Annotated in this window: 28 protein-coding genes; 14 read left to right on the top strand and 14 right to left on the bottom strand. The window is 67.8% G+C overall.

The annotated features are described in order from the left end of the window. Positions 1–13 precede the first annotated feature (13 nt). Positions 14–652, bottom strand: a complete 639-nt coding sequence (locus V3B64_RS05150) for a response regulator transcription factor (protein ID WP_201117472.1) — start codon at positions 650–652, stop codon at positions 14–16. Further along, positions 649–1,749 carry a histidine kinase gene (locus V3B64_RS05145; protein WP_107433198.1) on the bottom strand — a complete coding sequence of 367 codons (1,101 nt, stop codon included), beginning with the start codon at positions 1,747–1,749 and terminating at the stop codon, positions 649–651. The genes V3B64_RS05150 and V3B64_RS05145 overlap by 4 nt, the downstream gene beginning before the upstream one ends. 156 nt (positions 1,750–1,905) lie before the next feature. On the opposite strand from V3B64_RS05145, the gene V3B64_RS05140 reads away from it, so the two are divergent. From V3B64_RS05140 to V3B64_RS05130, 3 genes are all read left to right on the top strand, one after another. Continuing rightward, positions 1,906–2,328: a DUF2141 domain-containing protein gene (locus V3B64_RS05140; RefSeq protein ID WP_329913750.1), complete on the top strand. Its 423-nt coding sequence runs from the start codon at positions 1,906–1,908 to the stop codon at positions 2,326–2,328. Positions 2,329–2,353: 25 nt separating this feature from the next. Continuing rightward, positions 2,354–3,877, top strand: coding sequence for a carotenoid oxygenase family protein (locus V3B64_RS05135; protein ID WP_285303461.1), 1,524 nt, complete (start codon positions 2,354–2,356; stop codon positions 3,875–3,877). 62 nt (positions 3,878–3,939) lie between these two features. Then, positions 3,940–4,656 carry an ABC transporter substrate-binding protein gene (locus V3B64_RS05130; RefSeq protein WP_285303460.1) on the top strand — a complete coding sequence of 239 codons (717 nt, stop codon included), beginning with the start codon at positions 3,940–3,942 and terminating at the stop codon, positions 4,654–4,656. A 115-nt stretch (positions 4,657–4,771) separates the two neighbouring features. Here V3B64_RS05130 and V3B64_RS05125 read toward each other — a convergent pair whose 3' ends face one another. After that, the gene (locus V3B64_RS05125) at positions 4,772–5,671 is read right to left on the bottom strand and encodes a LysR substrate-binding domain-containing protein (protein ID WP_049463274.1); all 900 of its coding nucleotides are present in this window, start codon (positions 5,669–5,671) and stop codon (positions 4,772–4,774) included. Positions 5,672–5,769: 98 nt separating this feature from the next. Here V3B64_RS05125 and V3B64_RS05120 point away from each other — a divergent pair, with 98 nt between their 5' ends. Then, positions 5,770–5,955 (top strand): hypothetical protein, encoded by a 186-nt coding sequence (locus tag V3B64_RS05120; protein ID WP_121504266.1) that lies wholly within the window; start codon positions 5,770–5,772, stop codon positions 5,953–5,955. On the opposite strand, the gene V3B64_RS05115 is transcribed toward V3B64_RS05120, so the two are convergent. Continuing rightward, entirely contained in the window at positions 5,952–7,499 is a 1,548-nt protein-coding gene (locus tag V3B64_RS05115) for an alkaline phosphatase (RefSeq protein ID WP_329913749.1), read from the bottom strand. The two genes, V3B64_RS05120 and V3B64_RS05115, sit on opposite strands and share 4 nt — an antisense overlap. A 121-nt stretch (positions 7,500–7,620) precedes the next feature. Between V3B64_RS05115 and V3B64_RS05110 the strand changes: the two genes are divergently transcribed. Next, positions 7,621–8,415 carry a D-alanyl-D-alanine carboxypeptidase family protein gene (locus V3B64_RS05110; RefSeq protein WP_329913748.1) on the top strand — a complete coding sequence of 265 codons (795 nt, stop codon included), beginning with the start codon at positions 7,621–7,623 and terminating at the stop codon, positions 8,413–8,415. Between the two features lie 5 nt (positions 8,416–8,420). On the opposite strand, the gene V3B64_RS05105 is transcribed toward V3B64_RS05110, so the two are convergent. After that, positions 8,421–9,014, bottom strand: coding sequence for a TetR/AcrR family transcriptional regulator (locus tag V3B64_RS05105; protein WP_032129566.1), 594 nt, complete (start codon positions 9,012–9,014; stop codon positions 8,421–8,423). Between the two features lie 16 nt (positions 9,015–9,030). Further along, positions 9,031–9,627: an NAD(P)H-dependent oxidoreductase gene (locus tag V3B64_RS05100; RefSeq protein ID WP_121504263.1), complete on the bottom strand. Its 597-nt coding sequence runs from the start codon at positions 9,625–9,627 to the stop codon at positions 9,031–9,033. A 126-nt stretch (positions 9,628–9,753) separates the two neighbouring features. On the opposite strand from V3B64_RS05100, the gene V3B64_RS05095 reads away from it, so the two are divergent. Next, complete coding sequence (locus V3B64_RS05095; RefSeq protein ID WP_329913747.1) at positions 9,754–10,287, top strand: hypothetical protein; 534 nt, start codon at positions 9,754–9,756, stop codon at positions 10,285–10,287. A 74-nt stretch (positions 10,288–10,361) separates the two neighbouring features. Here V3B64_RS05095 and V3B64_RS05090 read toward each other — a convergent pair whose 3' ends face one another. Then, complete coding sequence (locus V3B64_RS05090) at positions 10,362–11,189, bottom strand: isocitrate lyase/phosphoenolpyruvate mutase family protein (RefSeq protein ID WP_329913746.1); 828 nt, start codon at positions 11,187–11,189, stop codon at positions 10,362–10,364. Positions 11,190–11,354: 165 nt separating this feature from the next. Here V3B64_RS05090 and V3B64_RS05085 point away from each other — a divergent pair, with 165 nt between their 5' ends. From V3B64_RS05085 to accC, 5 genes are all read left to right on the top strand, one after another. Then, entirely contained in the window at positions 11,355–12,083 is a 729-nt protein-coding gene (locus tag V3B64_RS05085; protein ID WP_049401742.1) for a DOPA 4,5-dioxygenase family protein, read from the top strand. A 350-nt stretch (positions 12,084–12,433) separates the two neighbouring features. Continuing rightward, entirely contained in the window at positions 12,434–12,883 is a 450-nt protein-coding gene (aroQ, locus tag V3B64_RS05080) for a type II 3-dehydroquinate dehydratase (protein WP_121504260.1), read from the top strand. Positions 12,884–12,897: 14 nt separating this feature from the next. Further along, positions 12,898–13,305, top strand: coding sequence for a lysozyme inhibitor LprI family protein (locus tag V3B64_RS05075; protein WP_329913745.1), 408 nt, complete (start codon positions 12,898–12,900; stop codon positions 13,303–13,305). Positions 13,306–13,358: 53 nt separating this feature from the next. Next, complete coding sequence (gene accB / locus V3B64_RS05070; RefSeq protein WP_032129560.1) at positions 13,359–13,838, top strand: acetyl-CoA carboxylase biotin carboxyl carrier protein; 480 nt, start codon at positions 13,359–13,361, stop codon at positions 13,836–13,838. A 10-nt stretch (positions 13,839–13,848) separates the two neighbouring features. Then, positions 13,849–15,216 (top strand): acetyl-CoA carboxylase biotin carboxylase subunit, encoded by a 1,368-nt coding sequence (gene accC, locus V3B64_RS05065; RefSeq protein WP_032129559.1) that lies wholly within the window; start codon positions 13,849–13,851, stop codon positions 15,214–15,216. 129 nt (positions 15,217–15,345) lie between these two features. Here accC and V3B64_RS05060 read toward each other — a convergent pair whose 3' ends face one another. Both V3B64_RS05060 and V3B64_RS05055 read right to left on the bottom strand, forming a co-directional pair. Next, positions 15,346–15,720, bottom strand: a complete 375-nt coding sequence (locus V3B64_RS05060; protein ID WP_010481078.1) for a hypothetical protein — start codon at positions 15,718–15,720, stop codon at positions 15,346–15,348. After that, positions 15,717–16,682 (bottom strand): hypothetical protein, encoded by a 966-nt coding sequence (locus tag V3B64_RS05055; protein WP_032129558.1) that lies wholly within the window; start codon positions 16,680–16,682, stop codon positions 15,717–15,719. The genes V3B64_RS05060 and V3B64_RS05055 overlap by 4 nt, the downstream gene beginning before the upstream one ends. Before the next feature lie 163 nt (positions 16,683–16,845). Here V3B64_RS05055 and prmA point away from each other — a divergent pair, with 163 nt between their 5' ends. The 3 genes from prmA (at position 16,846) to fis (ending at position 18,984) form a co-directional block, all read left to right on the top strand. Continuing rightward, positions 16,846–17,766 (top strand): 50S ribosomal protein L11 methyltransferase, encoded by a 921-nt coding sequence (gene prmA, locus V3B64_RS05050; protein ID WP_049463300.1) that lies wholly within the window; start codon positions 16,846–16,848, stop codon positions 17,764–17,766. Between the two features lie 42 nt (positions 17,767–17,808). Beyond that, the gene (locus V3B64_RS05045) at positions 17,809–18,594 is read left to right on the top strand and encodes a DUF3426 domain-containing protein (protein ID WP_329913744.1); all 786 of its coding nucleotides are present in this window, start codon (positions 17,809–17,811) and stop codon (positions 18,592–18,594) included. Between the two features lie 114 nt (positions 18,595–18,708). Then, positions 18,709–18,984 carry a DNA-binding transcriptional regulator Fis gene (fis, locus tag V3B64_RS05040; RefSeq protein ID WP_005419706.1) on the top strand — a complete coding sequence of 92 codons (276 nt, stop codon included), beginning with the start codon at positions 18,709–18,711 and terminating at the stop codon, positions 18,982–18,984. A 249-nt stretch (positions 18,985–19,233) separates the two neighbouring features. On the opposite strand, the gene V3B64_RS05035 is transcribed toward fis, so the two are convergent. Genes V3B64_RS05035 through V3B64_RS05015 form a run of 5 tightly spaced genes read right to left on the bottom strand, consistent with a single transcriptional unit; the run spans position 19,234 to position 24,382 of the window. After that, a complete protein-coding gene (locus V3B64_RS05035; RefSeq protein WP_032129555.1) occupies positions 19,234–20,229 on the bottom strand; it encodes a phosphatidate cytidylyltransferase in 996 nt (331 codons plus the stop codon). Beyond that, positions 20,226–20,855: a lysophospholipid acyltransferase family protein gene (locus V3B64_RS05030; RefSeq protein ID WP_032129554.1), complete on the bottom strand. Its 630-nt coding sequence runs from the start codon at positions 20,853–20,855 to the stop codon at positions 20,226–20,228. Before V3B64_RS05030 ends, V3B64_RS05035 begins: the two co-directional genes overlap by 4 nt. Positions 20,856–20,868: 13 nt before the next feature. Further along, complete coding sequence (locus V3B64_RS05025) at positions 20,869–21,306, bottom strand: hypothetical protein (protein WP_121504256.1); 438 nt, start codon at positions 21,304–21,306, stop codon at positions 20,869–20,871. Continuing rightward, positions 21,303–22,607 (bottom strand): phosphatase PAP2/dual specificity phosphatase family protein, encoded by a 1,305-nt coding sequence (locus V3B64_RS05020; RefSeq protein ID WP_329913810.1) that lies wholly within the window; start codon positions 22,605–22,607, stop codon positions 21,303–21,305. Before V3B64_RS05020 ends, V3B64_RS05025 begins: the two co-directional genes overlap by 4 nt. 23 nt (positions 22,608–22,630) lie before the next feature. Further along, positions 22,631–24,382, bottom strand: coding sequence for a bifunctional alpha/beta hydrolase/class I SAM-dependent methyltransferase (locus tag V3B64_RS05015; protein ID WP_329913742.1), 1,752 nt, complete (start codon positions 24,380–24,382; stop codon positions 22,631–22,633). Between the last annotated feature and the right edge of the window lie 20 nt (positions 24,383–24,402).

Genomic DNA, 24,402 nt, shown 5'->3' with positions numbered 1-24,402 from the left:
TTGCCACCTCCACTCAGATGATGCGCAGGGTAATCGCCTTCAGGACCGCGCGGGTACGGTCGCGGGTGCCGAGCTTGTCCAGGATGGCGGACACGTAGTTCTTCACCGTGCCCTCGGCCAGGAACAGGCTGCGCGCGATCTCCTTGTTGCTGTAGCCCCCGGCCAGCAGGCGCAGGATTGCCACTTCACGTTCGCCGAAGGTATCGGTGGGCGGCGCTTCATCGTGGAAGCGGTAACGCGCGCGCACCGGATCGGTACTGACCGGCAGCAGCAGGGTCTCGCCAGCGGCAACGCGTTCGATGGCCTCGCGCAGGTCGGCCGGCGCGGCATCCTTGAGCAGGAAGCCCTGTGCGCCGGCCTCGCTGGCGCGCAGCAGCAGATCACTTTCATCGAAGGTGGTCAGCAGCAGCCACGGCGTGGCATCGCCGCGCGCGCGCAGCTGGCGCAGTGCCTCGATCCCATCCAGCCCTGGCATGCGGATGTCACTGAGCACCACGTCCACGCGCTGCGTATCCAGCGCATCCAGCAGGGCCTGGCCATCCTCGGCCTCCAGCACCACGTCCACCCCCAGGCCCTGCAGCAGCGCGCGCAGGCCGGCGCGGACCAGCGCCTGGTCATCGGCCAGCGCCACCCTGATCATGGCGGCACTCATGCCGGCAACCGCGCGGTCAGATGCATGCCGCCCTGCGCGGTTCGGGCCAACTCCAGCCGCCCCTGTACGGCCGCCAGACGCTCGCGCATGCCGGCGATGCCATTGCCCTCGCGGATGCGTTCGGCGCGCTGGCCGTCATCGCGGATATCGATACGCAACTGGGAATCCTCTTCACTGATCGTCAGCCACACGGTGTCCGCATTGCCGTGCCGGGCGGCGTTGGTCAGGGCTTCCTGTACCAGCCGCAGCACGGTCTCGGCCATCAATGGGTCAGCCACGCGCACCCCGTCGCCGATCTGCAGCTGCAGCTTCGGTCGTGGGAAGGGTGCGGCCAGCGCATGCAGCGCGGTGGCCAGATCGAGGCCGCGATCATCGCGCATCGACTGCACCACCTGGCGGATGTCGGCCAGCAACTCGCCGGACAACTGTTCGGCCAGCACCAGCCCTTCGCGGCCGGCCAGCGCAGGGTCAGCGGCCAGGGCGCGCAGGTTGAGCCGCATCGCGGTGAGCTTGTGCCCGGCCACATCGTGCAGCTCGCGCGCAAGGCGCAGGCGCTCGGCATCGCGTGCGCTGTCGGCCAGCAGCGCGCGGGTGGCCAGCAGGTCGGCGTTGACCCGGGCCAGGTCATCGCGGGCCAGCGCCGTGCTGCGCGCATAGTGCGCGGTCAGCGCGGCGAAGGCCTGGAAACCGCCATACAGCAGCACCACCAGCAGCGGCTGGCTGAAGCCGCTGTGGCGGAGCACGGCATACACCGCCAGGTTGGCCAGCAGCGCAACGCCCAGCACGAAGCGCGGCGGCCAGTGTTCGGCCAGCTGTGCAACCAGCACCACCAGCAGCACCGGGGCGGTACCGGTACGCGGCTGCAGCGCAACCAGCACAACCGCCAGCAGCGCCTGCAACACCGCAGCAGCGGCGCGCACGCGGGATGGCATCGACGCCCAGCCGTGCACCACGAACAGCAGCAGGAACACAGCAAGCAACAGCAGGCTCAGCCCGGCGCCACTGCGCTGCACTGCGAACGACAGGCCGACCACCAGCACGGTGATCAGGCCGGCAAGGCTGAGCGGACGCAACAGATGGCGGAACAGGCTGGGCATGGCCAGATGCTGACGGCCGCGCACGCCGGCGGCAATGGGTCCGGCGCAGAAAGTGACTTCTGGCACGTCGAATCGATGACCACTGGCCCTGAACCCGGTGCAGCGCCCCACGCAGACTGGCTCCACACCGCCACACACACTTCCGGAGCCACTGCCATGATCCGCACCGCCCTGCTCAGCACTGCCTTGACTGCCCTGGCCCTGGTCGGCAGTGCCCACGCCGCCGACCTGGCCGTGACCGTGCACGACGTCCGCGCGCAGACCGGCACCCTGCGCGTTGCGCTGGTCGACAACGCCGCCGCCTGGGACGGCAAGGCCAGGCCCGTGCAGGCCCAGCAGGCGGCGCCCAGCGGCGACAGTGCCCACTTCACGTTCAAGGGCGTGCCGGCCGGCAGCTATGCCGTGCTGCTCACCCACGACGAGAACGACAACGGCAAGCTCGACACCAACCTGGTCGGGATGCCGGTGGAAGGCTACGGCTTCAGCAACAACCCGCAGGTGATGCGCAAGCCGACCTTCGACGAGGCGCGCGTCGACGTGCCGGCCGCCGGCACCCCCATCGACATCACCCTGCGCTGATTCCGCATCCATACCCGAGGCCACCATGGACCGTCGCCGCTTCCTTCGTACCCTGCTCAGCAGCAGTGCCTGTCTGGCCCTGGGCGCCACCGCGCTGCGCAGCGCTCCCGCCTTCGCCGGCGACCCGGCGCGGTTCGCGCAGGGCATGCAGGAACACCCGTGGCTGCTTGGCTGGCGCAGCGTCGGCAGCGAAAGCCTCGGCCCGACCACCGTGCAGTTGCAGGGAAAGCTGCCGTCAGGCCTGGCCGGTACGCTGTACCGCAACGGCCCGGCGTGGACCGAGCGCGATGGCTTCCGCTATGACCACTGGTTCGACGGCGACGGCATGGTGCATGGCTGGCGCTTCAATGGTGATGGCAGCCTGACCCATCACGGGCGCATGGTCGCCACGCCGAAATTCACCCGTGAACAGAAGGCCGGCCGCTTCCAGTATCCGGCTGCCGGCACCAGCGTTCCCGGTGCGCTGGCAGTTCGAAACAACGACGATGCCAACGTGGCGAACACTTCGGTAACCATGATCAATGGCCGCCTGTTCGCGCTGTGCGAGTCCGGTTCGGCGTTCGAAGTAGATCCCGATTCGCTGCAGACACTGGGTCCGGTGACCTGGCGTCCGGACCTCGCTGCACTGCCGTTCTCGGCGCACCCGCTGCGCGACCGCGACGGCAGCCTCTGGAACTTCGGCTCGATCAGCCTGATGGGGGGCCATGGCCTGCTGGTCTGGCACATCGGTGCGAACGGCCAGCTGCGCAGCGCCAATGTGATCGAAACACCCGAGCATGGCTACCTGCATGCCTTCGCGATGACCGACCAGCACCTGGTGTTCGTGATGATGCCGTTCGATTTCACCGGCGCAGGCGGCAGCTTCTTCGAGCGCATGCAGTTCGCACCTCAGCGTCCTGTACGCATCGCGGTGGTCGCCAAGGATGCGCCGGACAAGGCGCAATGGTTCGAGGCCCCGTTCGCGGCGATCTACCACTTCGGCGACGCGTTCACCCGCGATGGCGGCATCGTGCTGCGTGCAGTGCGCCACGACGACATCAATGAGGCGCGCTCGCCGATGAAGGAAGCGATGGCCGGTGATGGCGCACACGCTGCCAACAGTGGCGCCAGCCTGGTCGAGCTGCATCTGGACCTGCGTCGTGGCCAGGCCCGCTGGCAGCCGCTGGGCATCAGCGCAGTGGAGTTCCCGTTGTTCGACCCGCGCTCGGCGAACACACGTGGCGCACGGCTGTATGCGCCGACCATCGACGGCACGGCCAATGCGCCGTACTTCAACGCCGTGGCCGCGTTCGACATCGAGCACGGGCGCCGCCAGCTCTGGAACTATGGCCCGGACATCATGGCCGAAGAGCATGTGTTCGTACCGCGCCCGGGCAGCCGCAACGCCGATGATGGCTGGCTGATCGGCACCCTGCTTGACCCGGTGAACAAGCGCAGCGGCCTGGCGGTGCTCGATGCCCGCCACCTGGACGACGGTCCGCTGGCACAGGCCTGGCTGCCCTATGCGGTACCACTGGGCTTCCACGGCACCTTCGCCGCGCGCGGCTGATTCCACGCCACGCGGACACCGTTGTTGGCATGCTGGGTCTCCCCTGCCCCGTGGAGTCCCGCATGTCCCTGGCCGACCACCGAAGTACGCTGGCACCACACGGTTTCCTGCGCGTGGCGATCAACCTGGGCAACCCGGTGCTGGCACAGGGCGATGCGCGCTCACCGCGCGGCCCCTCACTGGAACTGGCTACCGCATTGGCGCAACGGATGGGGGTGCAGGCTCGCTTCACCTGCCACGATGCCGCAGCCTCGGTGGTCGAGGCAGCAGGCGAAGACGGCTGGGATCTGGCCTTCCTGGCCATCGATCCGGCACGTGCCGACCGCATTGCCTTCAGTGCCCCGTACCTGGAGATCGAAGGCACCTATCTGGTGCGCGCGGACAGCCCTGCGCAGCAGGTAGCCGACCTGGATCGCGAGGGGCTGCGCATCGCGGTGGGGCGTGGCGCGGCCTATGACCTGTTCCTCAGTCGCGAACTGCGCCATGCCACGATCGAGCGGGCGGAGACCTCGGCGGCGGCCATCACCCTGTTCGATCAGCAGCGCCTGGATGCCGCCGCCGGTGTACGCCAGCCGCTGGAAGCATGGGCGCAGGCGCATCCCGGCCACCGTGTGCTGGCCGACCGCTTCACCGCGATCCAGCAGGCAGTGGCGGCGCCGGCCTCACGCCCGGCCGATGCATTGCGGGCGTTGTTCGAGGAAGTGGAGGCGATCAAGGCCGGCCCGTTGCTTGAGGCAGCGTTCGCGCGTGCCGGGCAGGCGGTCACGCTGGTGCGATGACTGTAGAGTCGAGCACCAGCAGTCGAGCATGGCTCGACGCTACAGATCCAGATGCAATGGTCGAGCATGGCTCGACGCTGCAGATCCAGATGCAATGGTCGAGCATGGCTCGGCGCTATAGATGTGCGTCTGCCATGTGCCGCACATGCTCGGCGGCCTGCGCATGCAGCCAGTCGCGGAACGCGAGGAAACCGCGATGGCTGGCCGAGCGCTGCGGGTACACCAGCCAATGCGGCCAGTCGGTTTTCAGGCGCTGGCTGGACAGTGCAACCAGCTGGCCCGAATCCAGCAGCAGCCGCGCCCGCGTCACCCGCCCGAGCGCTACGCCCACGCCATCCAGAGCGGCGCGATGGTGCGCCTCCGAATCATCCAGCACCGCCACGAAACGCGACGGCGGGCTCTGCCCGCTCAACGCGAACCAGGCGCCCCACGCGCCGTCCGGATCACCGAGCAGCGGCCACCGGGTCAACGGCACACGGTCAATGCCGCCCATGCGTTCGATCAGCGCCGGGCTCGCCATCGGCACCAGCCACTCGTCGAACAGCGGTTCCACCACCAGGCCCGGCCATTGCCCGCTGCCCAGACGCAGCGCGGCGTCGAACTGGCGCTGCCGCTCGAAATCGATCAGGCGTTCACTCGACTGCAGGTTGATCTCGATCTGTGGATGCTCGGCCACGAAGTGACCCAGGCGCGGCACCAGCCAGGCCGACGCCATCGACGGCACCGCGCTGATCGTCAGCACGTGCTCGGCACGTGCGGCATAGGGCTGGAAGGCTTCGTTGATCGCATCCAGATGCGGTCCGACCTGGTCGAGCAGGCGCTGCCCCTCAAGGGTGAGGGTGACACCACGCGGCTGGCGGATCAGCAGCGGCTGCCCGAGCCGTTCTTCCAGCTGCCGCATCTGATGGCTGAGCGCACTGACGGTCACATTCATCGACGCCGCGGCACGCGACAGGTTGCCGAGCCGGGCAGCAGCCACGAAGCCCTGCAGGGCGTGGAGCGGAGGGCGGGACATCAGGCTTGAATTCCTCTCAAGGCATGCTTGCGGAAATGTCGCTTTTTGCCCGTCCATGCTGCCCGTATCGTGCAATCCACTCAAGTGGAGGCACGCTCATGAACATCTTCAGCGGCTTGTTGTTCCTGCACGGCCACGTGGCCAGTGCCGAGCTGGCACGCCAGCTGGCCAGCCCGTCGCCGACGCCGCCGCCCAGCACCGCCCCCGGTAGTGCCGGCCGCTGGCCGGCAAACTCGTCGACCGGGAAACCTGCAGCTGCCAGCCAGCGGCCGGCACACCCCTAACGCTGCAGCGCTTCCTCCACCGCGGCAGCCACGTCGGTGTTGTCGATGTAACTGCCGTCGTTCCAGCGCACGTGCTGACGGTAGCCGGCATCAACGCCCCGCACGCGCTGGCCCAGCAGCTCCGCGCCCGCGCCCTTGGCCCACAACGGCACCAGCGCATTGGAATGGTTGCCGGTGGGACGGAAGCTGATCCCGGGCATGCGCCCACGGCCGTTGTTGCGCACCGGCTCGAAGGCGACGTTCTGTGCATCCGGGCCCATCGGCATGCTGTTGTCGTGGTCGGTGGTGACGATCAGCAGGTTGCGCTCCCAGCCACCGTTGCGTTCGATCCACTCGATCACTGCTGTCACCGCGTCGTTGAACTCCACGGTTTCCTCGATCAGCCGGCCGTACTGCGGCTGGTCGCTGCACTGGCCGTAGTGCCATTCAGTGCCGCAGGCACTGGTATGCGCCGCCCAGTCGGTGGCGCCGCCTTCCACCATCAGGAACAGGCCGTTGGACGAACGCTGCTGCAGGAATTGCAGCGCACCACGGGTCATGGTCGCAAGATCCGGCACGCTGTCGATCTTCCTCACACCGGAAGGCGTGGCCGCATCCTTGCCCAGCACCTGCAGCTGGCGCGCCTGCTGCAGCGTGTTGGCCACGCGCGGTACACCGATCAGCGGCCGGTCGGCCGGCAACCGTCCCTGCGCCAGCGCGGCGAACGCTTCCTTGCTGCGGATCAGGCGCCACGGCCCGGACGGATTGCCGGCAATGGTGCTGCCCGCTTCCAGCTGCTGCCAATCCTGCGGCGACACCCACTCCCATGGATTCGCGCAGCCCTCGGCCTTGGCCGCGCCGGCACTCTCGTCACAGGCGCGACCATCAACGCTGTAGCCCGGGCCGCCGGTGCCCATCACCAGATCCATATGCCCCTGCGCCAGCATCTGATGGGCGATGGCGTGATAGTTGTTGCGCGATTCGTTCTGCGCCGCGAACGCGGCCGGCGTGGCATGCGCGAACGGTACCGAAGTCACCACGCCGGTGGCCATGCCCAGGCGCTTGGCGCGCAGCGTATTGAACTCGACCGGATTGCCATCGTTGTTGAAGTTGATGGCGTTGTTGTAGGTCTTGATGCCCGAGGACAACGCGGTGCCCGCCGCCGCACTGTCGGTAGCCACCGCAGCCAGGTACTGGTAGCCCGCAAACGGCAGGTCCTGCGCAGGAACCGGTGTGTCATCCCAGGCCTTGCCCGCGTCGTAGCCCAGGGTCTGCGCGTTGTCGCGGGTCGGCTGGCTGCTGGCGTTCAACGGGAAGGTGGTTACCGCCAGGCGCTGCGGAAAATCCGCATACGGCGCCCGTTCGCGGCTGCCGTATTGCCAGTAGGCGGCGGCGTCCCAGGTGCCCCAACCGGCGCCGTCGTTGATCATCACGATCACGTTGTGCGGGCGCGCTGGGCCGGAAGCAACAGCCTCGGCGCGCAGATTGGGCTGGCAGCCGCCAAGTGCGGCCAGCGCGAGCAGCAACGAAGAATGAAGCCAGCGGCGTGGAATGCGTGCAGTCATCGGGTGTCCCGTCGGGCCATCGGCGGCCCACAATGTCGATACGTTATATCGTTGCAATATTGCAGCTTCGTGCAGCCACTGCACACTATCCTGCAGGGCCCCCACTGCCATCCTCGTTTCCATGCCGTCTCCTGCTCCTGCGCATGCACCGCTGTCCTCCATCACCCTCGATGCGGCAACGTTCGCGGTGATTCACCAGCACAACGCGGACATCGCCAGGCAACCGGCCTCGCTGACCAAGCTGATGACCGCCTATGCGGCGTACGAATGCGTCGAAGAGAACGGAGGCGCGTGGGACGACGCGGTCACCATCGCCGCCGGGGATGTGCACGCGGTGGCCGATGATGAAACGCGCATGGGCCTGGTTCCCGGTGAAACAGTCACCCTCGCGCGCCTGCTGGAAGGACTGATGATCGTCTCCGGCAATGACGCGGCGCTGGCCATCGCGCGCCATCTGGACGGATCACAGCCTGCGTTCCTGGAGCGCATGAACCGGCACGCACGCCAGCTCGGCCTGCGCAGCAGCTGGTTCGCCAGCGTGTCCGGCATCACCACCCCGCACCATGCGTCCAGCGCGCGCGACATGGCGGTGCTGGCCGCCTGCCTGTTGAACGATCATCCGCAGATCCTGGCGATCACCGCGCAGCGCGTGTTCGCGCACGGCAGCTTCAGCCGCAGCAACCAGAACGCCCTGCTTGGCGATGACGGCGTGGATGGCTTGAAGACCGGCTACACCCAGGCCGCAGGCTTCTGCCTGGCCGCCACCGCCTGCCGGGCAGTGCCCGGGCGGGATCAGCCGGTACGCCTGATCACCGTGGTGCTGGGTTCTGAAAGCCGCGACGCACGCGATGCCCTTGTGCGCGAGCGGCTGGCCGCCGGGTTCGCGGCGCTGGCCGACAGCACCGCCGACGCCTGAGCGGCTCAGCGCCGCTTGACCGTCGCCACGATCAGCCGCTGCAGCTCGGCTTCGGCTGCGGCCTTGTCCAGCGCGCCTGCTGCCACGGCTTCGGACAGGGCTTCGGCCGCACCGAGAATCGCCCAGCGCCCGGCCAGTGGCACCGTGCCGTCGGCAGCAAACGGGCCCAGCCAGGCGTCGCAGTTGTCGATGAAATCCTGCTGGTAACGCCGCCGTACCTCGTGCAGTTCCGGAGCGCCCACCAGCGCGGCGAGGATGCCCTGCACTTCACTGCCCTGGCTGAGGATGCAGTCGATGTAGCCGGAGGCGATGGCCGCCGCACGATCGGCCAACTGCGCCCGTGCGCGGCCGATGCGCTCGTTGAACACCACCGTCTGGCGGCCGTCGTAGTCATCGTAGAGCGCGGCCAGCAGGCCGTTGCGGGTCACGAAGTGATCGTAGGCCACCGGCTTGGTCACGCCCGCGGCCTCGGCCAGCCGGCCCAGGGTCAACGCGTCGGTGCCTTCTTCACCAACCAGCGCCCAGGCCACGTCCAGCAACTGGCGGGCGCGTTGCTCGCGGGTCAATCGACGGCGCGTGGGAGCGGCGTTGGCAGGCATCGGCGGAACACGGCGATCAGTGCATCGGAGTTCCAATTTTACGGCCGATCGCCAGCGCGGTCTGCAGATGCGTTTCGGCCGCACCGGTATCGGCATCCAGCAGCAGTTCTGACGTCAGCACGTGCGCGCCGCAGTAGTCGAAGATGCCCATGTCGATCTGCGTCTTCATCGCCGCGCCGTAGCCGCGCCGTTCGATCATGTCCGCGCCGGCCCCACCGATGCCGACCAGGTGCACGCGCAACCGCTGCAGCTTCTTCTGCACCTTGCCGTCTGCACCGTCCTGGTAGGCCCAGCCCTGGGTGAACACGCGATCGATCCAGCCCTTCAGCAGTGCGGGGAACGACCACCAGTACAGCGGGTAGACCAGTACCAGCGTGTCGGCAGCATCCAGCCGCGCCTGCTCGGCGGCGACGTCGGCTGGAGGTGCGCCGGTGCCACGGAACAGCGCCTGGTCGTGCGTGTTGAAGCGCGGATCGAAGCCTTCGGCCATCAGATCGGCATGGGTCACGGTATTGGCGGTATCCGTTGCGGTGATGGCTTCGCCGATGCGCCTGGCGATGGCATGGGTCAACGCGGCGGATTCAGGATGGGCGGTAACGATGAGGGTGTGCATGGGGGATGTCCGGAATTCACTACCTACCAATAGTAGGTAATGGCGCCCGGGACACCAGCGCCATGCGTGGGACGCTGTTTCCGCATCCGCCGTATAGTGCGGCGGTTCCCGCTGAGATACCCGACGATGCACCGATACCTGCTCGCCCTTCTGCTGGCCCTGCCGATGGCAATGGCCGTTGCGCCAGCGCTGGCCGGTGAGCTCAGTCCGGAAGACTCGGCCGCATTGCGCCAGGACGTGCAGGCGATGATGGGCGCATTCGCCCGCGGCGATGCCGAGTTGATCATCGCCCGAACCCATCCCAGCCTGAAGCGCCTGGCCGGGGGCGATGAGGCCTATGCGCATATGACTCGCGACACCCTGAAAGAGCTGCGCAAGGCCGGGGTCACCATCATCAGCGACGAGGCCGGCGTGCCGGGCCACACCTATGCAGCCGGTGATGAGGAAGTCTGCTTCGTGCCACGCCAGTCGCTGCTGCGCGTGCGCGAGGCGCCGATGCGCAGCACCTCGTTCATGCTCGCCGTGCGCCGCGTCGGCACAGCCCAATGGAGTTTCATTGACGGTGCTGCGTTGCTGGACAATCCCGCGCTGCTGCGGCAACTGCTGCCAGCGTTGGAGCCTGGGGTGACGCTGCCCAAGGGTGGGATGGAAGCGCTGTAATCGCAGGCGCATCCATCCACGCATGGCGTGGATCTACTTCCGTCTTCTGGCCAGGGCCAATGCCGGGGTTTCCGTCAGCGGAACAGGGCGTTCAAGGCTGCGCCCGAAGCCGCCTGCTGCAGGCCGTCGAAGCGTCCGTCCTGCACGATCGGCTGTGTCGCCTGCATCAGTCCGCCCCATGCAGCACGCGCCAGCGCACCGCCCAGGCTGACCCGGCGCACGCCGAGTGCGGCGATGTCCTGCAGGCGCAGCGGTGTCGGCCCACCGACCAGCAGGTTCACCGGCTTCGACCCTGCGGCGGCAACCACCGCGCTGATCTGCTCGCGCGTGCTGATGCCTGGTGCATACAGCACGTCTGCACCGGCCTCGGCATAGGCGCGCAGGCGTTGCAGGGTGTCCGGCAGATCCAGCACGCCGACGAAGAAGTTCTCGGCACGGCCAACCAGCAGCACGTCGCCGCCCGCGCGGTCGATGGCTGCACGGGCAGCGCGCATGCGCTCCACCGCCTGATCGATCGGACGCAGCGGTGCATCGGCGACGCCGCTGGCATCCTCGATCGACAACGCCGCGATGCCGGTGTCGATCGCCGCGGCCACCGCCTCCTGCACCGCCTGTGGCGTGGCACCGAAGCCATCGCCGAAATCGGCGTTCAACGGCAGCGGCGTCGCTGCCGCCATCAGGCGCAGATGCTCCAGCGTGGCCTGCAGCGAAACCGCTCCGTCCGGCCGCCCTTCGCTCCAGGCACAGCCGGCACTGGTCGTGGCCAGTGCCTGGAAGCCCTGCCGCTGCAGGTAGCGCGCACTGCCCACGTCCCATGGATTGGGCAGTACGAAGCACCCTGCTGAATGCAGCTGGCGGAAGGCCGCGCGCTTGCGTTGGGTATCGGCATCGGGCGAGGTCATGGCGGGCTCCGGGGCGGCAGACCTGCACCCTAGCCCGCCCTGCAGCCGGGCTCAACGACGACGGCGCAAACCTGCATGAGGTGATGCCACCTGCTTATTGGACGCTGTGGATGCAGGTGCCCGAGCGTGCTTGCCTGCCCACACGATGCCGCCACGGAGCCCTTCATGCACCCGGACCCGCTGACCTTGATCGACGCCGGCGACGATGACGCCCACTGGGCCGACCTGCTTTCGCCCACACGCCGCCGCCTGATCGCATCAGCCGGTCTGGCCGCCGGCGGCCTGGCCAGTGCGTCGACCGCCGCCGCAGCCCCGCGCGGCGAAAGCACGGTGAACACCACCGAACCCGGGCGCCCCGGCTTCCGTGCCATCGTCCCGCCGCCGGTGAAGGGCAGCAGCCCCTGGGGCCAGGTCACCGCCAGCGAACCGACCCCGCGCCCAGCCAGCGTGCGTCCCGGGGAGGCCACCCTGCCCGCGACCCCACGTGCCTACACCGACATCAAGAGCTATCACGCGCATATCTACTTCGACGAGGACAGCTTCGAGAAAGCTGCGCTGCTGCGGCGCTGGGCGGCCGAGCGCTTCCCGGTGGAGCTGGGCAACTGGAACCTGGAACCACGCGGACCGCACGTCACCCCGTCGTTCTATTTCGGCTTCACCAACGACCTGCTGCCGGTGCTGGTGCCCTGGCTGCAGCTCAACAGCCTGGGCCTGACCATCCTGATCCACCCCAATACCGGTGATGGCCGCGCCGACCATCTGTATTACGCGTTGTGGGTGAACCGCGCGCAGCCGGTGAACGCCTACAACTGGCCGGCACCGAAGCCGGGGGAACGGGAGCCCTTGGAGGAGGTGTTCCCGAACGTGGTGCCGACGGTGCCGCTGGAGACGTGAGCGGGTGCGTGGCGGGGGCGGTGGGTGGCGTGCAGCGCACCATGGGCTGCCCCTCGGTGGGTGCGTAGCCTGCTGCGCACCGAACTTCCCTCATCCACGCATGGCGTGGATCTACCGCATCACCGCCCGTTGCGGCATCGGTCATCGCCCGGCCTGCCGCCATCGTCGGCCTACGTGCACGCATCCCCCAGCTGCACGGCGTTCAGCGCGCCTTGATCCAGCGCCCGCCATACGGCCGCAAGCCCTCCGGGGAATTTCAAACAATCGATTGAAACGCTGCAAACTTCGCCGAACTGGACAGCATCCGCCGGTTCCGCCAGACTGCCGCCCTTTCCCGTCTTCCGGATCCCATGGCGAAGCTGCTGGTCCTGCACGGCCCCAACCTCAACCTGCTCGGCACCCGCGAGCCGGAGGTCTACGGCCACACCACGCTGGCCGACATCGACCACGCGCTGGCCGCCCAGGCCTCGGCTGCCGGGCACGCGGTGGAGAGCCTGCAGTCCAATGCCGAGCACGTGCTGGTGGACCGCGTGCAGGCCGCACGCGACGACGGAACCGCTTTCATCCTGATCAACCCCGCCGCCTTCACCCACACCTCGGTCGCCCTGCGCGATGCGCTGGCGGCGGTGGCGGTGCCGTTCATCGAGATCCACCTGTCCAACCCGCATACCCGCGAACCGTTCCGCCAGCACAGCTACTTCAGTGACAAGGCCGTGGGCGTGGTCTGCGGTTTCGGCGCCGACAGCTACCGCTACGCGATGGACGCGGCGCTGCTGCGCGTGCAGGCGGCCCGCGCGTGAAGATGCTCCCAAGAATGCTTGCCTGCATCGTGCTGTGGGCCGGCGTGTGCGGCGCCAGCGTCGCCGCCGAGCGCGCGGCCGCCGGCATTGACTGCGCGCAGGCGACCGGCGGCTACGAGCGCGACATGTGCGATTCCGACCGCCTGGATGACGCCGACAGCGCATTGAACGCCGTTTACGTCCAGGCGCGCGGCGAACTGAAGGCGCAGGCCGCCGATGGCAGCTGCAGCCGCTGCGCAGCGGCCGAACAGCAGCTGGTGAAGGCCCAGCGCATCTGGATAACCCTGCGCGATGCAGACTGCGAGGCAGTCTACGCCTTCAATGCAGACGGCACCTCGCGCAACCCTGCGAAGATGCAGTGCCTGATCACCCAGACGCGCGACCGTACGCGGCAGCTGCGCGAGTTCTACGAACTGCTTTGACCCGAGCGCGATGCGCTTCCCACCACACTGACATCAAGAGCAAAGAGGCCACCATGGATCTCCGCAAAATCAAGAAGCTGATCGACCTGCTGGAAGAGTCGAACCTGGCTGAAATCGAAATCAAGGAAGGCGAAGAGTCGGTGCGCCTGTCGCGCGCCCCGGTGGCCGGCTATGCCGCCCCGGTCGCCGCCCCGGTGTACGCCGCTCCGGCCGCTCCGGCGCCGCAGGCGATGCCGATGCAGTCGCCGACCGAAGCCTCCACCGGTGGCACCGCCAAGCCGGGCCCGGCGCTGCCGGAAGGCCACGTGCTGCGCTCGCCGATGGTCGGCACCTTCTACGCGTCGTCCGCCCCGGACAAGCCGGCGTTCGTCAGCGTTGGCCAGCAGGTCAAGGAAGGCGAGACCCTGGCCATCATCGAAGCGATGAAGATGTTCAACCCGATCGAAGCCGACAAGTCCGGCACCATCGTCGCCATCCTCGGCGAGAACGGCCAGCCGGTCGAATTCGACCAGCCGCTGTTCGTGATCGGCTGAGGGGCACGCCATGCTCGACAAAGTCGTCATCGCCAACCGAGGGGAAATCGCGCTGCGCATCCTGCGCGCGTGCCACACCCTCGGCATCCGCACGGTGGCCGTGCATTCCACGGTCGACCGCAACCTCAAGCACGTGGCCATGGCCGACGAGTCGGTCTGCATCGGTCCGGCGCCGTCGCCGCAGAGCTACCTCAACATCCCGGCACTGATCGCCGCGGCGGAAGTCACCGACGCCCAGGCCATCCACCCGGGCTACGGCTTCCTGTCGGAGAACGCCGACTTCGCCGAGCGCGTGGAAGAGTCCGGTTTCATCTTCATCGGCCCCAAGGCCGACACCATCCGCATGATGGGTGACAAGGTCGAAGCCATCCGCGCGATGAAGTCCGCCGGCGTGCCGTGCGTGCCCGGCTCGGGCGGCCCGCTGGGCGAAGACATCGTCGCCAACACCAAGATCGCCCGTGAGATCGGCTACCCGGTCATCATCAAGGCGGCCGGTGGTGGCGGTGGCCGCGGCATGCGCGTGGTGCACGCCGAAGCCTCGCTGAAGACCTCGATCGAAACCACCAAGAGCGAGGCCAAGGCCGCGTTCGGCAATGGCGAGGTCTACATGGAGAAGTTCCTGGAGAACCCGCGCCACGTGGAAATCCAGGTACTGGCCGACGGCCAGGGCAACGCCATCCACCTGGGCGAGCGTGACTGCTCGATGCAGCGCCGCCACCAGAAGGTGGTGGAAGAAGCGCCGGCACCGGGCATCACTGCCGAGCAGCGCGAGCAGATCGGCAAGGTCTGCACCGAAGCCTGCGTACGCATCGGCTACCGTGGTGCCGGCACGTTCGAGTTCCTGTACGAGGACGGCCGCTTCTACTTCATCGAAATGAACACCCGCATCCAGGTGGAACATCCGGTCACCGAAATGGTCACCGGCATCGACCTGGTGGCCGAGCAGCTGAAGATCGCCGCCGGCCAGAAGCTGTCGATCAAGCAGAGCGACGTGGTGCTGACCGGCCATGCCATCGAGTGCCGCATCAACGCCGAAGATGCTGAAACCTTCGTGCCGAGCCCGGGCACCATCACCGGCTTCCATCCGCCGGGCGGCCCCGGCGTGCGCGTGGACACCCACATCTACAGTGGCTACCGCGTGCCGTCGAACTACGACTCGATGATCGGCAAGCTGATCGTGCACGGCCCGGACCGCGAAACCGCCATTGCCCGCATGCGCGTGGCACTGAGCGAAATGGTGGTCGATGGCATCAAGACCAACGTCGCCCTGCAGCAGCGGATCATGCGCGACAAGGGCTTCCAGGCCGGTGGCCAGAACATCCACTACCTGGAAAAGCGCCTGGCCGAACGCAAGAACAAGCCGATCGCGCTGACCTGATCGGCGCCACGTGCTGGACATGAAAAGGGCGGGGATATCCCCGCCCTTTTCTGTTGCTGCAGCGCCGAGCCCATGCTCGGCTTGCCGGAAAGCTCAGCCGAGCGTGGGCTCGGCGCTACAGCAGGCGCATCAGCGCTTGTCGGCAGCTTCGGCCGGAATCTGCGAGTTCGCCAGCGGACGCACGCCATTGGGCGACGTCGGGTCGACGATCACCATGGTCTCGGTCGAACCATCCGGCCACACCACCTGGAAGGTGCTGCCCGCCGGCAGCGACGCGAACGGCATGCCGCTCTGCGCGCGATAGACCGCGGCCACCTGGCTGGCACCGGCACGGCGCACGTCTTCCTGCGCCTTCACCGTGGTCAGTTCCACCTTCGACAGATGCCGGTAGCGATCTTCATAGGTATCGATCATCAACAGGCCAACCGCGCCGGCCGAGTAGGCCACGAACAGGGCCACCCAGAACCAGAACTTGGCCCCGTGCAGGAATCGGCGGTAGTTCATTGCTCGTTCCTCTTTCCAACCAATCGCTTGATCCATTCCTTCATCTTCCCAGCGCCCTGCCGCGATACCGCAGCGTCATACACGAAATCCCGGAAATCCTGCGTACCATCCTGCGAACAGATCCCTCCGTTCGCACAAAAACTGTTGACCAGCACACTGTCTGCCCCACACGGTAGACCGAGTTCGCAGGCCGCAAGCCGCCATGCGAGTTCACTGAGCTGCTCGCCCGCCACCAGGCCGTTGAGCGCGCGGTCACCCGAGGCGCGCACGCCCATGCCCGGTGCGATCGCCATGAAGGCCTCCGGGTCGCGCGAGGTGCGCACCCGTTCAACCAGGTCACGGCGGTACTCGGGGCTGTCCTGCAGCGGTTCGCCCTCGGCGAACAACGCAGCCTCAGCAGCCAGATTGCCTTGTGCGGCCGCCTTGCGACGTTCGGACAGCACCAAGGCCGTGCCCAGCTTGTCGCCCGGCACGAAACCACCACAACGCTGCGCGACGCGTTCGCGCGCCTGCACCATCGCCGGTGCGGCGGTCAGGCCCAGCCCGGCCAGCACGTTGTTGTCCAAGCGGTAGCCACCCGGATCGACCGCGTACTGCGCGCAGTAGTCATAGACACGGCTGAGCATCCAGCGCGCCTCGTGGTTGCCTTCGTCCGCCTGGGCACGCAACCGCTGAGCATAGGCATACAGGTCGGTGGCGTCTTCGATATCGGCGCGGAGATCCAGGGGCAGCCCGGACGGCAATGCGTTGCCACGCTCGAAGGGTGCCAGGCGGCGCGCGAGCGCCTCCGGCATCACCGGCAGCGGCGCCGCACTGTCAGCGGCCGCGACCGCACCTGCCAGATCCGCCGACGCTACCGAAGACGTCGCAGCATGGCCGCTGGCCCGATAACCGGCCACGCCCAGCACGGCCACAGCCGGCAGTACGAGCAACCAGGTTTTCAGGGTCGGAGCGAAGGCCATCGGCGGCGGTAGGCGATGCGGCGCATAGGAAAGCACGAAGTTTAGCAAGGCCCGACGGGCCTGTCTGAACGGGCTTCGTTCATCTCCGAGCGGCATCTCAGGCAATACGGAGACGCCCCGATGGTCTAGCATGGCCCCCTTTCCCGCGATTGCCCCCACCACCATGCCGTTCCTGGAACTGACCCTGCGCTGCACCGAAGCCACCCAGCCCCGCTATGAAAATGCGCTGGAGGACGTTGGTGCACTGGCCGTGACCCTGCTCGATGCCGAGGCCGATACCAGCAACGAACAGGCCATTCTCGAACCGGGCGTAGGCGAGACCCCGCTGTGGGACACGCTGGTGCTGAGCGCGCTGTTCCCCGCCGACAGCAACGCGCTGTTGCTGCTGGCCGCACTGGAATCCTTCGATCCGGAGCTGGACTGGAGCAGCGGCAGCTTCCGCGCGGTCGAGGATGAAGACTGGGAACGTGCCTGGCTCGACCAGTTCCAGCCGATGGACTTCGGCAGCCGTACCTGGATCGTGCCGTGGAACCATGAACTGCCCGATGCCGCACAGGCCGCCGATGCCGCCGTGGTGCGGTTGGACCCGGGCCTGGCGTTCGGTTCGGGCACCCACCCGACCACCGCACTGTGCCTGCGCTGGCTGGACCAGTTGGCGGTCGATGGCCTGCTGCAGGGCCAGCGCGTGCTCGACTTCGGTTGCGGCTCGGGCATCCTCGCACTGGCCGCGCTGAAGCTGGGCGCCGCCGAAGCCATCGGCGTGGACAACGATCCGCAGGCCCTGGTCGCCACCGCCGACAATGCCGAGCGCAACGGCGAGCAGGCCCGCATGCATGTGTACCTGCCGCAGGACGAACCGGTCGCGACCTATCCGATCGTGGTCGCCAACATCCTCGCCTCGGCGCTGGATGCGCTGGCCGAACTGCTGGCTGCGCGCGTTGCTGCCGGTGGCCGCATCGCCCTGTCCGGCATCCTGCATGGCCAGGAAGGCGAACTGCTGCAGCGCTATGCAGCATGGTTCGACGATCTGCAGGCCACCCAGGATGGCGACTGGATGCGCATCACCGGCGTGCGCCGCGCCTGATCGTGGTTGAATGACCGCTGGATCCGAGCCCGCGCCCTGAGCATGTCCGAGCCGAACCCACCGCGCCGTCCCCTGGCCACCTTCCTGCGCACGACGCCGGAGGGTGAGCCTGCGCCTGCGACCGATGCGCGTGCGACCGATGCGCGCATGCAGGACGAAGCCGGGCACGCAACGCCTGTGGAGCAGATGCAGGCCGAGCCCATCGACCTGGTACGCCCACCGGCGACAGAGATGCGACACGACGATGATGTTGTCATCGTTGATGAAGCAGCGGCCATCGAACCGGCGCCGGTCGCGGTGCAGGCAACGGCGGTCGCCAGTGATGCCCCCAGCTTCCTCGGCAGCGCGCGCACGCGCACGCTGCCAGCACCCCGCTGGCACTGGCTGCTGGTCGCCGGGCTGGCATTGCTGCTGGTACTGCAGAGCGTGCTGGCCGACCGCGCGCGGCTGGCCGCCGACGCCGGCAACCGCGCATGGCTGGGCACGCTGTGCGGCGTGCTGCGCTGCAGCCTGCCTGCCTGGCACGAACCCGCTGCGTTCACCATGACCAGCCGCGAGATCCGCCCCCTGCCGGGCCAGGCCGGTGTGCTGCAGGTACAGGCCAGCATCCGCAACGATGCGCGCTGGGCACAGGCGTGGCCGGACCTGCGGTTGTCATTGTCCGATGCCGATGGCCGGGTGATCGGCAGCGGCGTGTTCACGCCCGCGCAGTACCTGGGCGAGAACCCCGGTGCAGCCCTGCTGGAACCGGGCCAGAGCGCGCGCGTCGCCTTCCGGTTGCAGGAGCCCGCTGCGTCCACCGTCGCATTCACCTTCGACTTCCTCTGACCGGGGAGAGGCGACCAGCCGTGGCAGGCCGGGCACGCTCGCGCTAGACTGGCCGCCACCACCTCGTCCGGCCGCGCGCTCCGCGCGCACGGGCCAACCGAATCGGGAACCCCCTTGAACGCTGTCCTTTCTCGTCCTGACAACAGTCGTGGCGCTCCCCGGCCACCGCTGCGTGAACACGTCGCCCAGTCCGTGCGCCGCTACCTGCGTGACCTTGATGGCTGCGATGCGGACGATGTCTACGAGATCGTGCTGCGCGAGATGGAGATTCCGCTGTTCGTGGAAGTGCTCAACCACTGCGAAGGCAACCAGAGCCGCGCCGCCGCGATGCTGGGCATCCACCGTGCCACCCTGCGCAAGAAGCTGAAGGAATACGGCATCAGCGCGTAAGCGCGCACCAGGGTAGTGGCGGGGGGGGGGGGGGGCCCCCCCCCCGCCGGGGGGGGGGGGGGGCGGCGCGCCCCCCCCCGGGCCGCCGCCCGCCCCCCAACACATTTACGTCTGCAAGTCTGTCGCAGCCCCCCCCCCCCCCCCCCCACTACCGGTAGATCAACGCCATGCGTGGATGAAGGCCCGGCAGAGTAAACCGCCCCCGCCCGCCAGTAGATCCACGCCATGCGTGGATGGAAGCCGGCAGAATCAACCGCCGCCGCCCGCCTTCCAGTAATACCGCACCACGTGGAAGAACACCGGCGCGGCGAAGCACACCGAGTCCAGCCGGTCGAGCATGCCGCCATGGCCCTCGATCATGTGGCCCCAGTCCTTGATGCCACGATCGCGCTTGATCGCCGACATCACCAGGCCGCCCCAGAACCCCATCAGGTTGATCAGCAGCGACAGGCCGAACGCCTGCAGCGGCGTGAACGGGGTGATCCACCACAGCGCCGCGCCCAGCGCGCTGGCACTCAGCACGCCGCCCACGAAGCCTTCCACCGTCTTCGACGGCGACAGCTTCGGCGCGATCAGGTGCCTGCCCAGCAGCTTGCCCCAGATGTACTGCAGCACGTCCGAGGACTGCACCACGATCACCAGGAAGGCGAACAGCAGCACGTTGCGCGACGGGTCATGGCCGGGCACGTGCAGGTTCAGCAGCAGCGGCACATGCGAGATGCAGAACACGCAGATCATCAACCCCCACTGCACCTTCGCGGTCCGCTCCAGGTAGTGCGTGGTGTCACCGCCAATGGTCGACAGGATCGGCAGGAACAGGAACGCATAGACCGGAATCAGCAGCGTGTACATGCCGTACCAGTCGATCCAGACCAGGTAGTACTGCCACGGCAGCACGATGTAGAACGCGGCCAGCAGCGCGTAGTAGTCGCCCGAGCGGGTCGGCGCCAGGGTGATGAACTCGCGCAGTGCGAACAGCGAGATGATCGCGAACAGCACGATCACCCCGGCACGCCCGAAGAACAGCGCCAGCCCGACCACGATCGCCATCACCCACCACGCGCGGATGCGCGAGACCAGGTTGGCGATCACCGCGCTGGGCTGTCCACGCTGGCGCCAGCGCAATGTCTCGGCCACCAGCGTGGCCAGCACCAGCACCGCACCCACGCCAGCAAACAGCAGGCCGGTCTGCTGGCCGACACTCTGCGTGGCCAGGTCGCCGGACACATCGATCAGGAAGCTCATGCCCTGCCCCCGTTCGGCGCCAGGTCCAGCAGCGCCTGCCGGCTGCGGGCCAGGAAGGCGGCCTTGTCCTCGTCGGCCTGCAGCCGCAGCGGCGTACCGAAGGTGGCCGTGCACAGCAGCGGCAGCGGCAGGAACCGGCCCTTGGGCATCACCCGCTTCAGGTTGTCGATCCACACCGGTACGAATTCCAGCTCCGGGCGTTGCCGTGCCAGGTGATAGATGCCGCTCTTGAACGGCAGCAGCGGCTCTTCGCCCACGTTGCGGGTACCTTCCGGAAACAGGATCAGCGAGCAGTCTTCGTCCACCGCGTCACGCAGGGCCTGCAGTGGATCCTGCTGGCGATGGCCGGCCTCGCGCTCGACCAGCACGCCGTTGAACACCGCATCGATCAGGTAGCGACGCAGGCCATCGCGCTGCCAGTATTCGGCCGCGGCCACCGGGCGCACCTGGCGCCGCAGTGCCGGTGGCATCGACGACCAGATCAGCACGAAGTCACCATGGCTGGCGTGGTTGCCGTAATACACGCGCCGTTCGCTGGACGGCGCACAGCCGATCCACAGCGCGCGGGCGCCGGTCACTACATGGATCGCGCCACTGCAGGCGCGCGCAATCAATTCAGCGAACATCGGTCCCTCCCGTTCACGTCTGCGGCCACAACACGGCCAGCACCAGCAGTGCGAACTGCACTGCGGTCAGCAGGTACTGGCGCAGCAGCAGGCGACGCATGCCGGCCCAGCGCGCATCCCAGCCGCGCAGCGGCGCGTCGGGCTGCGTGCGACGCAGGCCACTGGCGTGCAACAGCTGGTCGGTGCGGCGCGCGGCGGCGTCACCCTCCAGGCCTTCATCGCGCAGCAGCTGCAGCAGGCTGGCATCCAGCGCCACCCGCCACGCGTGGTAGATCTGTGCGATGCCCGCGGCAACACTGAGCAGCAACACGCCGGCGGCAATCATCGCCAGGCCAGGTTCGGTGCCGAGCAGCAGCAGCGCCACCAGCAGCAGGCCCAGCGACAGGCCCGCCGGCCAACGGCCCTGCCGCAGCAGCAGCTGCATGGTCGCCAGATCGGGAACCGTACTCACGTGCGTACTCCCGCTGCAGCAGTGATGGCATGCAGATGCGCCGCGCCCAGCACGACGCCCGGACGTGCCGTGCGCACGATCGCCACCGCGGCATCGGTATCGGTGGCACGACCACTGCGCAACAGCCAGGCCGCCACACTGGCAGCACTGCGCGAATAGCCCAGCGCGCAGCACACCAGCAACGGTCCATGCGCACGCAGCCGCTCGATGACCTCGGCCGCCTCGCGCAACTGGTGCGGCGTGGGCACCACCAGGTCCAGCATCGGCACGCTGGCATACGCCGCGCCCGGTGCACGACAGGACAGTTCGGCACAGGCATCGACCACGCCGACCAAGGGTGCCGGCAATGCAGCGCAGGGAACACGCCCCAGCCATACACCGTCCATCACCGGCACCGGCTGCGGCGCGCGGCGCGTCCACAGCCGCGAATTGATCCAGGCCGCACCCAGGTACGGCGCCAGCAACCAGCGTGCCGCCATGGTCAGGCGACCATCGGCACGCTTCTGGAACACCGCCGTACCGAGCCCCGCATACGCCAACGCCACCAGCAGCAGCGATACCACCGGCCACAGCAGCCACAACGCCGCGCCACGCAGAAGCACCACCGGCACCAGCAATGCAGCGGCCCCCAGCAGGTACAGCGCTGCCAGGCGCCAACGTCTGGCGTCACGCGCGGTGCGCCAGGCACGCAAGGGTGGCGTGCCCTGCTCCGGCCACAGCCAGACACACAGCCAACCGGCCAGCAGGCCGGTCGGGATATCGATGAAATGATGCTGGAATGTGGTCAGCACCGAGACGCCGATCAGCAGCGCCCACACATGCAGTACCCAACGCCACACCCCATGCAGGTACTGCGCGAATTTCACCCACAGCACGATCAGCAACACGATGTGCAGTGATGGCGCCTGGTTGAACGGCTTGTCGAAGCCCAGCAGCACATCGAACAACCAACCGAACACACCGCCGATCTCCGGCCGCTCGAAACTGAAGCGCAGTGGCCACAGCAGGAAGCAGGTCACCGCGATCAACTGTGCACTGAACAACCGCAACGCATGCCGGTCCAGCTCCAAACGTTGCCGGCACAGGAAGAAGGAAACCGCATAGAACAGATCGATCGACCAGTACGGCACGATCGTCCACGGTACGAACGGAATCTGCGTTTCCCATCCGAACGCCATCACCGGCAGTTCGGCATGGCGGCCGGCCATCCAGTTGGCGAAGCCATAGCTGGCGAAGAAGAATGGGCCCAGCAGGGCCAGCCACAACAGGGCGCGCCGCCAGGGGCGCCCCTCTGCGGCCAGCGGGGATGCGGCGAGCGTCGCCATCACGCGGTCCGGCGCGCCAGCGACACCGTGAAGATGCCGAATTCGTCGATACGCTGCGCCACCTTCTCGAACCCGGCCAGGCGCACCAGCTCGTCCATTTCCTGCTGGGTACGGCGGCGCATCACCCACGCGGCGCCGCCACGGTGGCTGGTCAGTGCGCGTGCGATGAACTCCAGCTGCGGGTGCCACGGCTGGCCGGTATAGGCCAGGTAGCCGCCCGCCGGCACCGTCGCAGCAATGCCCTGCAGCGAGCGCAGCACCGCATCGTTGTCCGGGAACAGTTCATACAGCCCCGAAACCACCGCCAGCGTGGGTGCGGGGTCCACGGTCGCCAGCTGCGCGGGATCGAACGCATCGCCCTGTTCGAAGCGGGCAATGTCGGTCGCGCCGAGGCGCTCGATCAGCGCCTTGCCCTGGGTCACGTTCAGATCGCTGAAATCGCGCAGCACGATGCGGTCCGCACGCTGCTCGCCCGTTCCCAACGCTTCCAGCACGTAGCGGCCATGACCAGCGGCCACGTCCAGCACGCGTACCGGCGCGCCCTGCCCGCGCAGGCGCTGGGCAGCGTCGCGCAGCAGTTCCTGCAGGTGCTGGCCGCGAATGCGGATGCCGCGCCAGCCGATCGCATCCAGATAGTTGCGATCGACCATGCGCCCCAACGGGCCCTTGCCGCGCGCCTCATCGCGATAGATGTAGTCGAGCGTGCTGCCCGAATCGAAACCGGTCTGCAGGCCCAGCGCGATGCCTTCAGACAGCGTGCCACCGAAGCGCAGTCCACCGCGCACCACGCGCCAGCGCAGGTCGGGCAGGCTGTTGCGCTCTGGCGGCCAGGCCAGGATCTCCGATTCTTCGAAAGTCGGCCCATGGCGGTGCGCATCGCGCCGCGACAGTTCGCGCAGCGGCTCGGCGAAACGTGCCTGGATGAAACTGCGGATACGCGCCAGCGCCGGCGCCCGATCGCGCTCGCCCAGCGTGTCGTGGAAGAAGCCCGGCAGATGCACGCGCTCCTTGATCGGGCTGGACAGGCGCTCGTAGAAGCGGTCCTGCGGGCCACGGTGCACCACGAAATCCGAGCCGGACACCAGCAACTGCACCGGCACGCTGATCGCCTGCGCATCGGCGACGATGCGGTCGGCCGCTTCGTACAGGCCCAGCAACACGCGCACCGAGATCGGTCGGGTGATCAGCGGATCGGTGCGGTAGCTTTCCACCCGCGCCGGATCGTGGGTCAGCCACTGCGGCTTGACGTAGCTGTTGACGAAGAAATTGCCGCGCAGCTTCTGCATCAAGGCCAGGCCCGGGCGTGCGAACGGCACGTACAGCTTCACCTTGAACGCCGGCGAAGCCATCACCAGCGCGCGCAGGCGCGGCGCGTAGTCGTGCACCCAGGTGGCGGCGACCACCGCCCCCACGCTCTGTGCGATCACCACGATGTCTTCCACCGCGATGCCATGCTCGGCGCCGATGTGGGCGATGAAGCTGTCCAGATCACGCACCAGCGCCGGGAAGCCCGGGGCATCGCCTCGTGCGCCGGGCGAACGCCCATTACCGCGTGCATCCCAGGCGAAGAAGGCGGTGTCGGGCAGGTCCAGCTCATCGACCAGGTGGGTGACCCGGCCAGAATGTTCATGGCCGCGATGCAGCAGTACGACAGCCTTGGTGGCTGGGGTCGCGGTGGTGCTCGCCCAGTACCGGTAGAACAGCGGTACCTGGTCGAAGCTGTGGAATTCCCGTTCCTGCGCCTGACGCATGCAATCTCCTGATTGTCTTT

Origin of the sequence: Stenotrophomonas sp. SMYL86, assembly GCF_036320025.1 — a bacterium.
In the GTDB taxonomy this organism is placed as follows: domain Bacteria; phylum Pseudomonadota; class Gammaproteobacteria; order Xanthomonadales; family Xanthomonadaceae; genus Stenotrophomonas; species Stenotrophomonas maltophilia_A.
Note: the sequence above shows the minus strand (reverse complement) of the source record. Positions and strands in the feature narration are given on the sequence as shown.

Excerpts from the sequence above, each read along its gene's own strand:
- V3B64_RS05150 (WP_201117472.1), bottom strand. The coding sequence starts at position 652 with ATGAGTGCCGCCATGATCAGGGTGGCGCTGGCCGATGACCAGGCGCTG.
- V3B64_RS05145 (WP_107433198.1), bottom strand. The coding sequence starts at position 1,749 with ATGCCCAGCCTGTTCCGCCATCTGTTGCGTCCGCTCAGCCTTGCCGGC.
- V3B64_RS05140 (WP_329913750.1), top strand. The coding sequence starts at position 1,906 with ATGATCCGCACCGCCCTGCTCAGCACTGCCTTGACTGCCCTGGCCCTG.
- V3B64_RS05135 (WP_285303461.1), top strand. The coding sequence starts at position 2,354 with ATGGACCGTCGCCGCTTCCTTCGTACCCTGCTCAGCAGCAGTGCCTGT.
- V3B64_RS05130 (WP_285303460.1), top strand. The coding sequence starts at position 3,940 with ATGTCCCTGGCCGACCACCGAAGTACGCTGGCACCACACGGTTTCCTG.
- V3B64_RS05125 (WP_049463274.1), bottom strand. The coding sequence starts at position 5,671 with ATGTCCCGCCCTCCGCTCCACGCCCTGCAGGGCTTCGTGGCTGCTGCC.
- V3B64_RS05120 (WP_121504266.1), top strand. The coding sequence starts at position 5,770 with ATGAACATCTTCAGCGGCTTGTTGTTCCTGCACGGCCACGTGGCCAGT.
- V3B64_RS05115 (WP_329913749.1), bottom strand. The coding sequence starts at position 7,499 with ATGACTGCACGCATTCCACGCCGCTGGCTTCATTCTTCGTTGCTGCTC.
- V3B64_RS05110 (WP_329913748.1), top strand. The coding sequence starts at position 7,621 with ATGCCGTCTCCTGCTCCTGCGCATGCACCGCTGTCCTCCATCACCCTC.
- V3B64_RS05105 (WP_032129566.1), bottom strand. The coding sequence starts at position 9,014 with ATGCCTGCCAACGCCGCTCCCACGCGCCGTCGATTGACCCGCGAGCAA.
- V3B64_RS05100 (WP_121504263.1), bottom strand. The coding sequence starts at position 9,627 with ATGCACACCCTCATCGTTACCGCCCATCCTGAATCCGCCGCGTTGACC.
- V3B64_RS05095 (WP_329913747.1), top strand. The coding sequence starts at position 9,754 with ATGCACCGATACCTGCTCGCCCTTCTGCTGGCCCTGCCGATGGCAATG.
- V3B64_RS05090 (WP_329913746.1), bottom strand. The coding sequence starts at position 11,189 with ATGACCTCGCCCGATGCCGATACCCAACGCAAGCGCGCGGCCTTCCGC.
- V3B64_RS05085 (WP_049401742.1), top strand. The coding sequence starts at position 11,355 with ATGCACCCGGACCCGCTGACCTTGATCGACGCCGGCGACGATGACGCC.
- aroQ (WP_121504260.1), top strand. The coding sequence starts at position 12,434 with ATGGCGAAGCTGCTGGTCCTGCACGGCCCCAACCTCAACCTGCTCGGC.
- V3B64_RS05075 (WP_329913745.1), top strand. The coding sequence starts at position 12,898 with ATGCTTGCCTGCATCGTGCTGTGGGCCGGCGTGTGCGGCGCCAGCGTC.
- accB (WP_032129560.1), top strand. The coding sequence starts at position 13,359 with ATGGATCTCCGCAAAATCAAGAAGCTGATCGACCTGCTGGAAGAGTCG.
- accC (WP_032129559.1), top strand. The coding sequence starts at position 13,849 with ATGCTCGACAAAGTCGTCATCGCCAACCGAGGGGAAATCGCGCTGCGC.
- V3B64_RS05060 (WP_010481078.1), bottom strand. The coding sequence starts at position 15,720 with ATGAACTACCGCCGATTCCTGCACGGGGCCAAGTTCTGGTTCTGGGTG.
- V3B64_RS05055 (WP_032129558.1), bottom strand. The coding sequence starts at position 16,682 with ATGGCCTTCGCTCCGACCCTGAAAACCTGGTTGCTCGTACTGCCGGCT.
- prmA (WP_049463300.1), top strand. The coding sequence starts at position 16,846 with ATGCCGTTCCTGGAACTGACCCTGCGCTGCACCGAAGCCACCCAGCCC.
- V3B64_RS05045 (WP_329913744.1), top strand. The coding sequence starts at position 17,809 with ATGTCCGAGCCGAACCCACCGCGCCGTCCCCTGGCCACCTTCCTGCGC.
- V3B64_RS05035 (WP_032129555.1), bottom strand. The coding sequence starts at position 20,229 with ATGAGCTTCCTGATCGATGTGTCCGGCGACCTGGCCACGCAGAGTGTC.
- V3B64_RS05030 (WP_032129554.1), bottom strand. The coding sequence starts at position 20,855 with ATGTTCGCTGAATTGATTGCGCGCGCCTGCAGTGGCGCGATCCATGTA.
- V3B64_RS05015 (WP_329913742.1), bottom strand. The coding sequence starts at position 24,382 with ATGCGTCAGGCGCAGGAACGGGAATTCCACAGCTTCGACCAGGTACCG.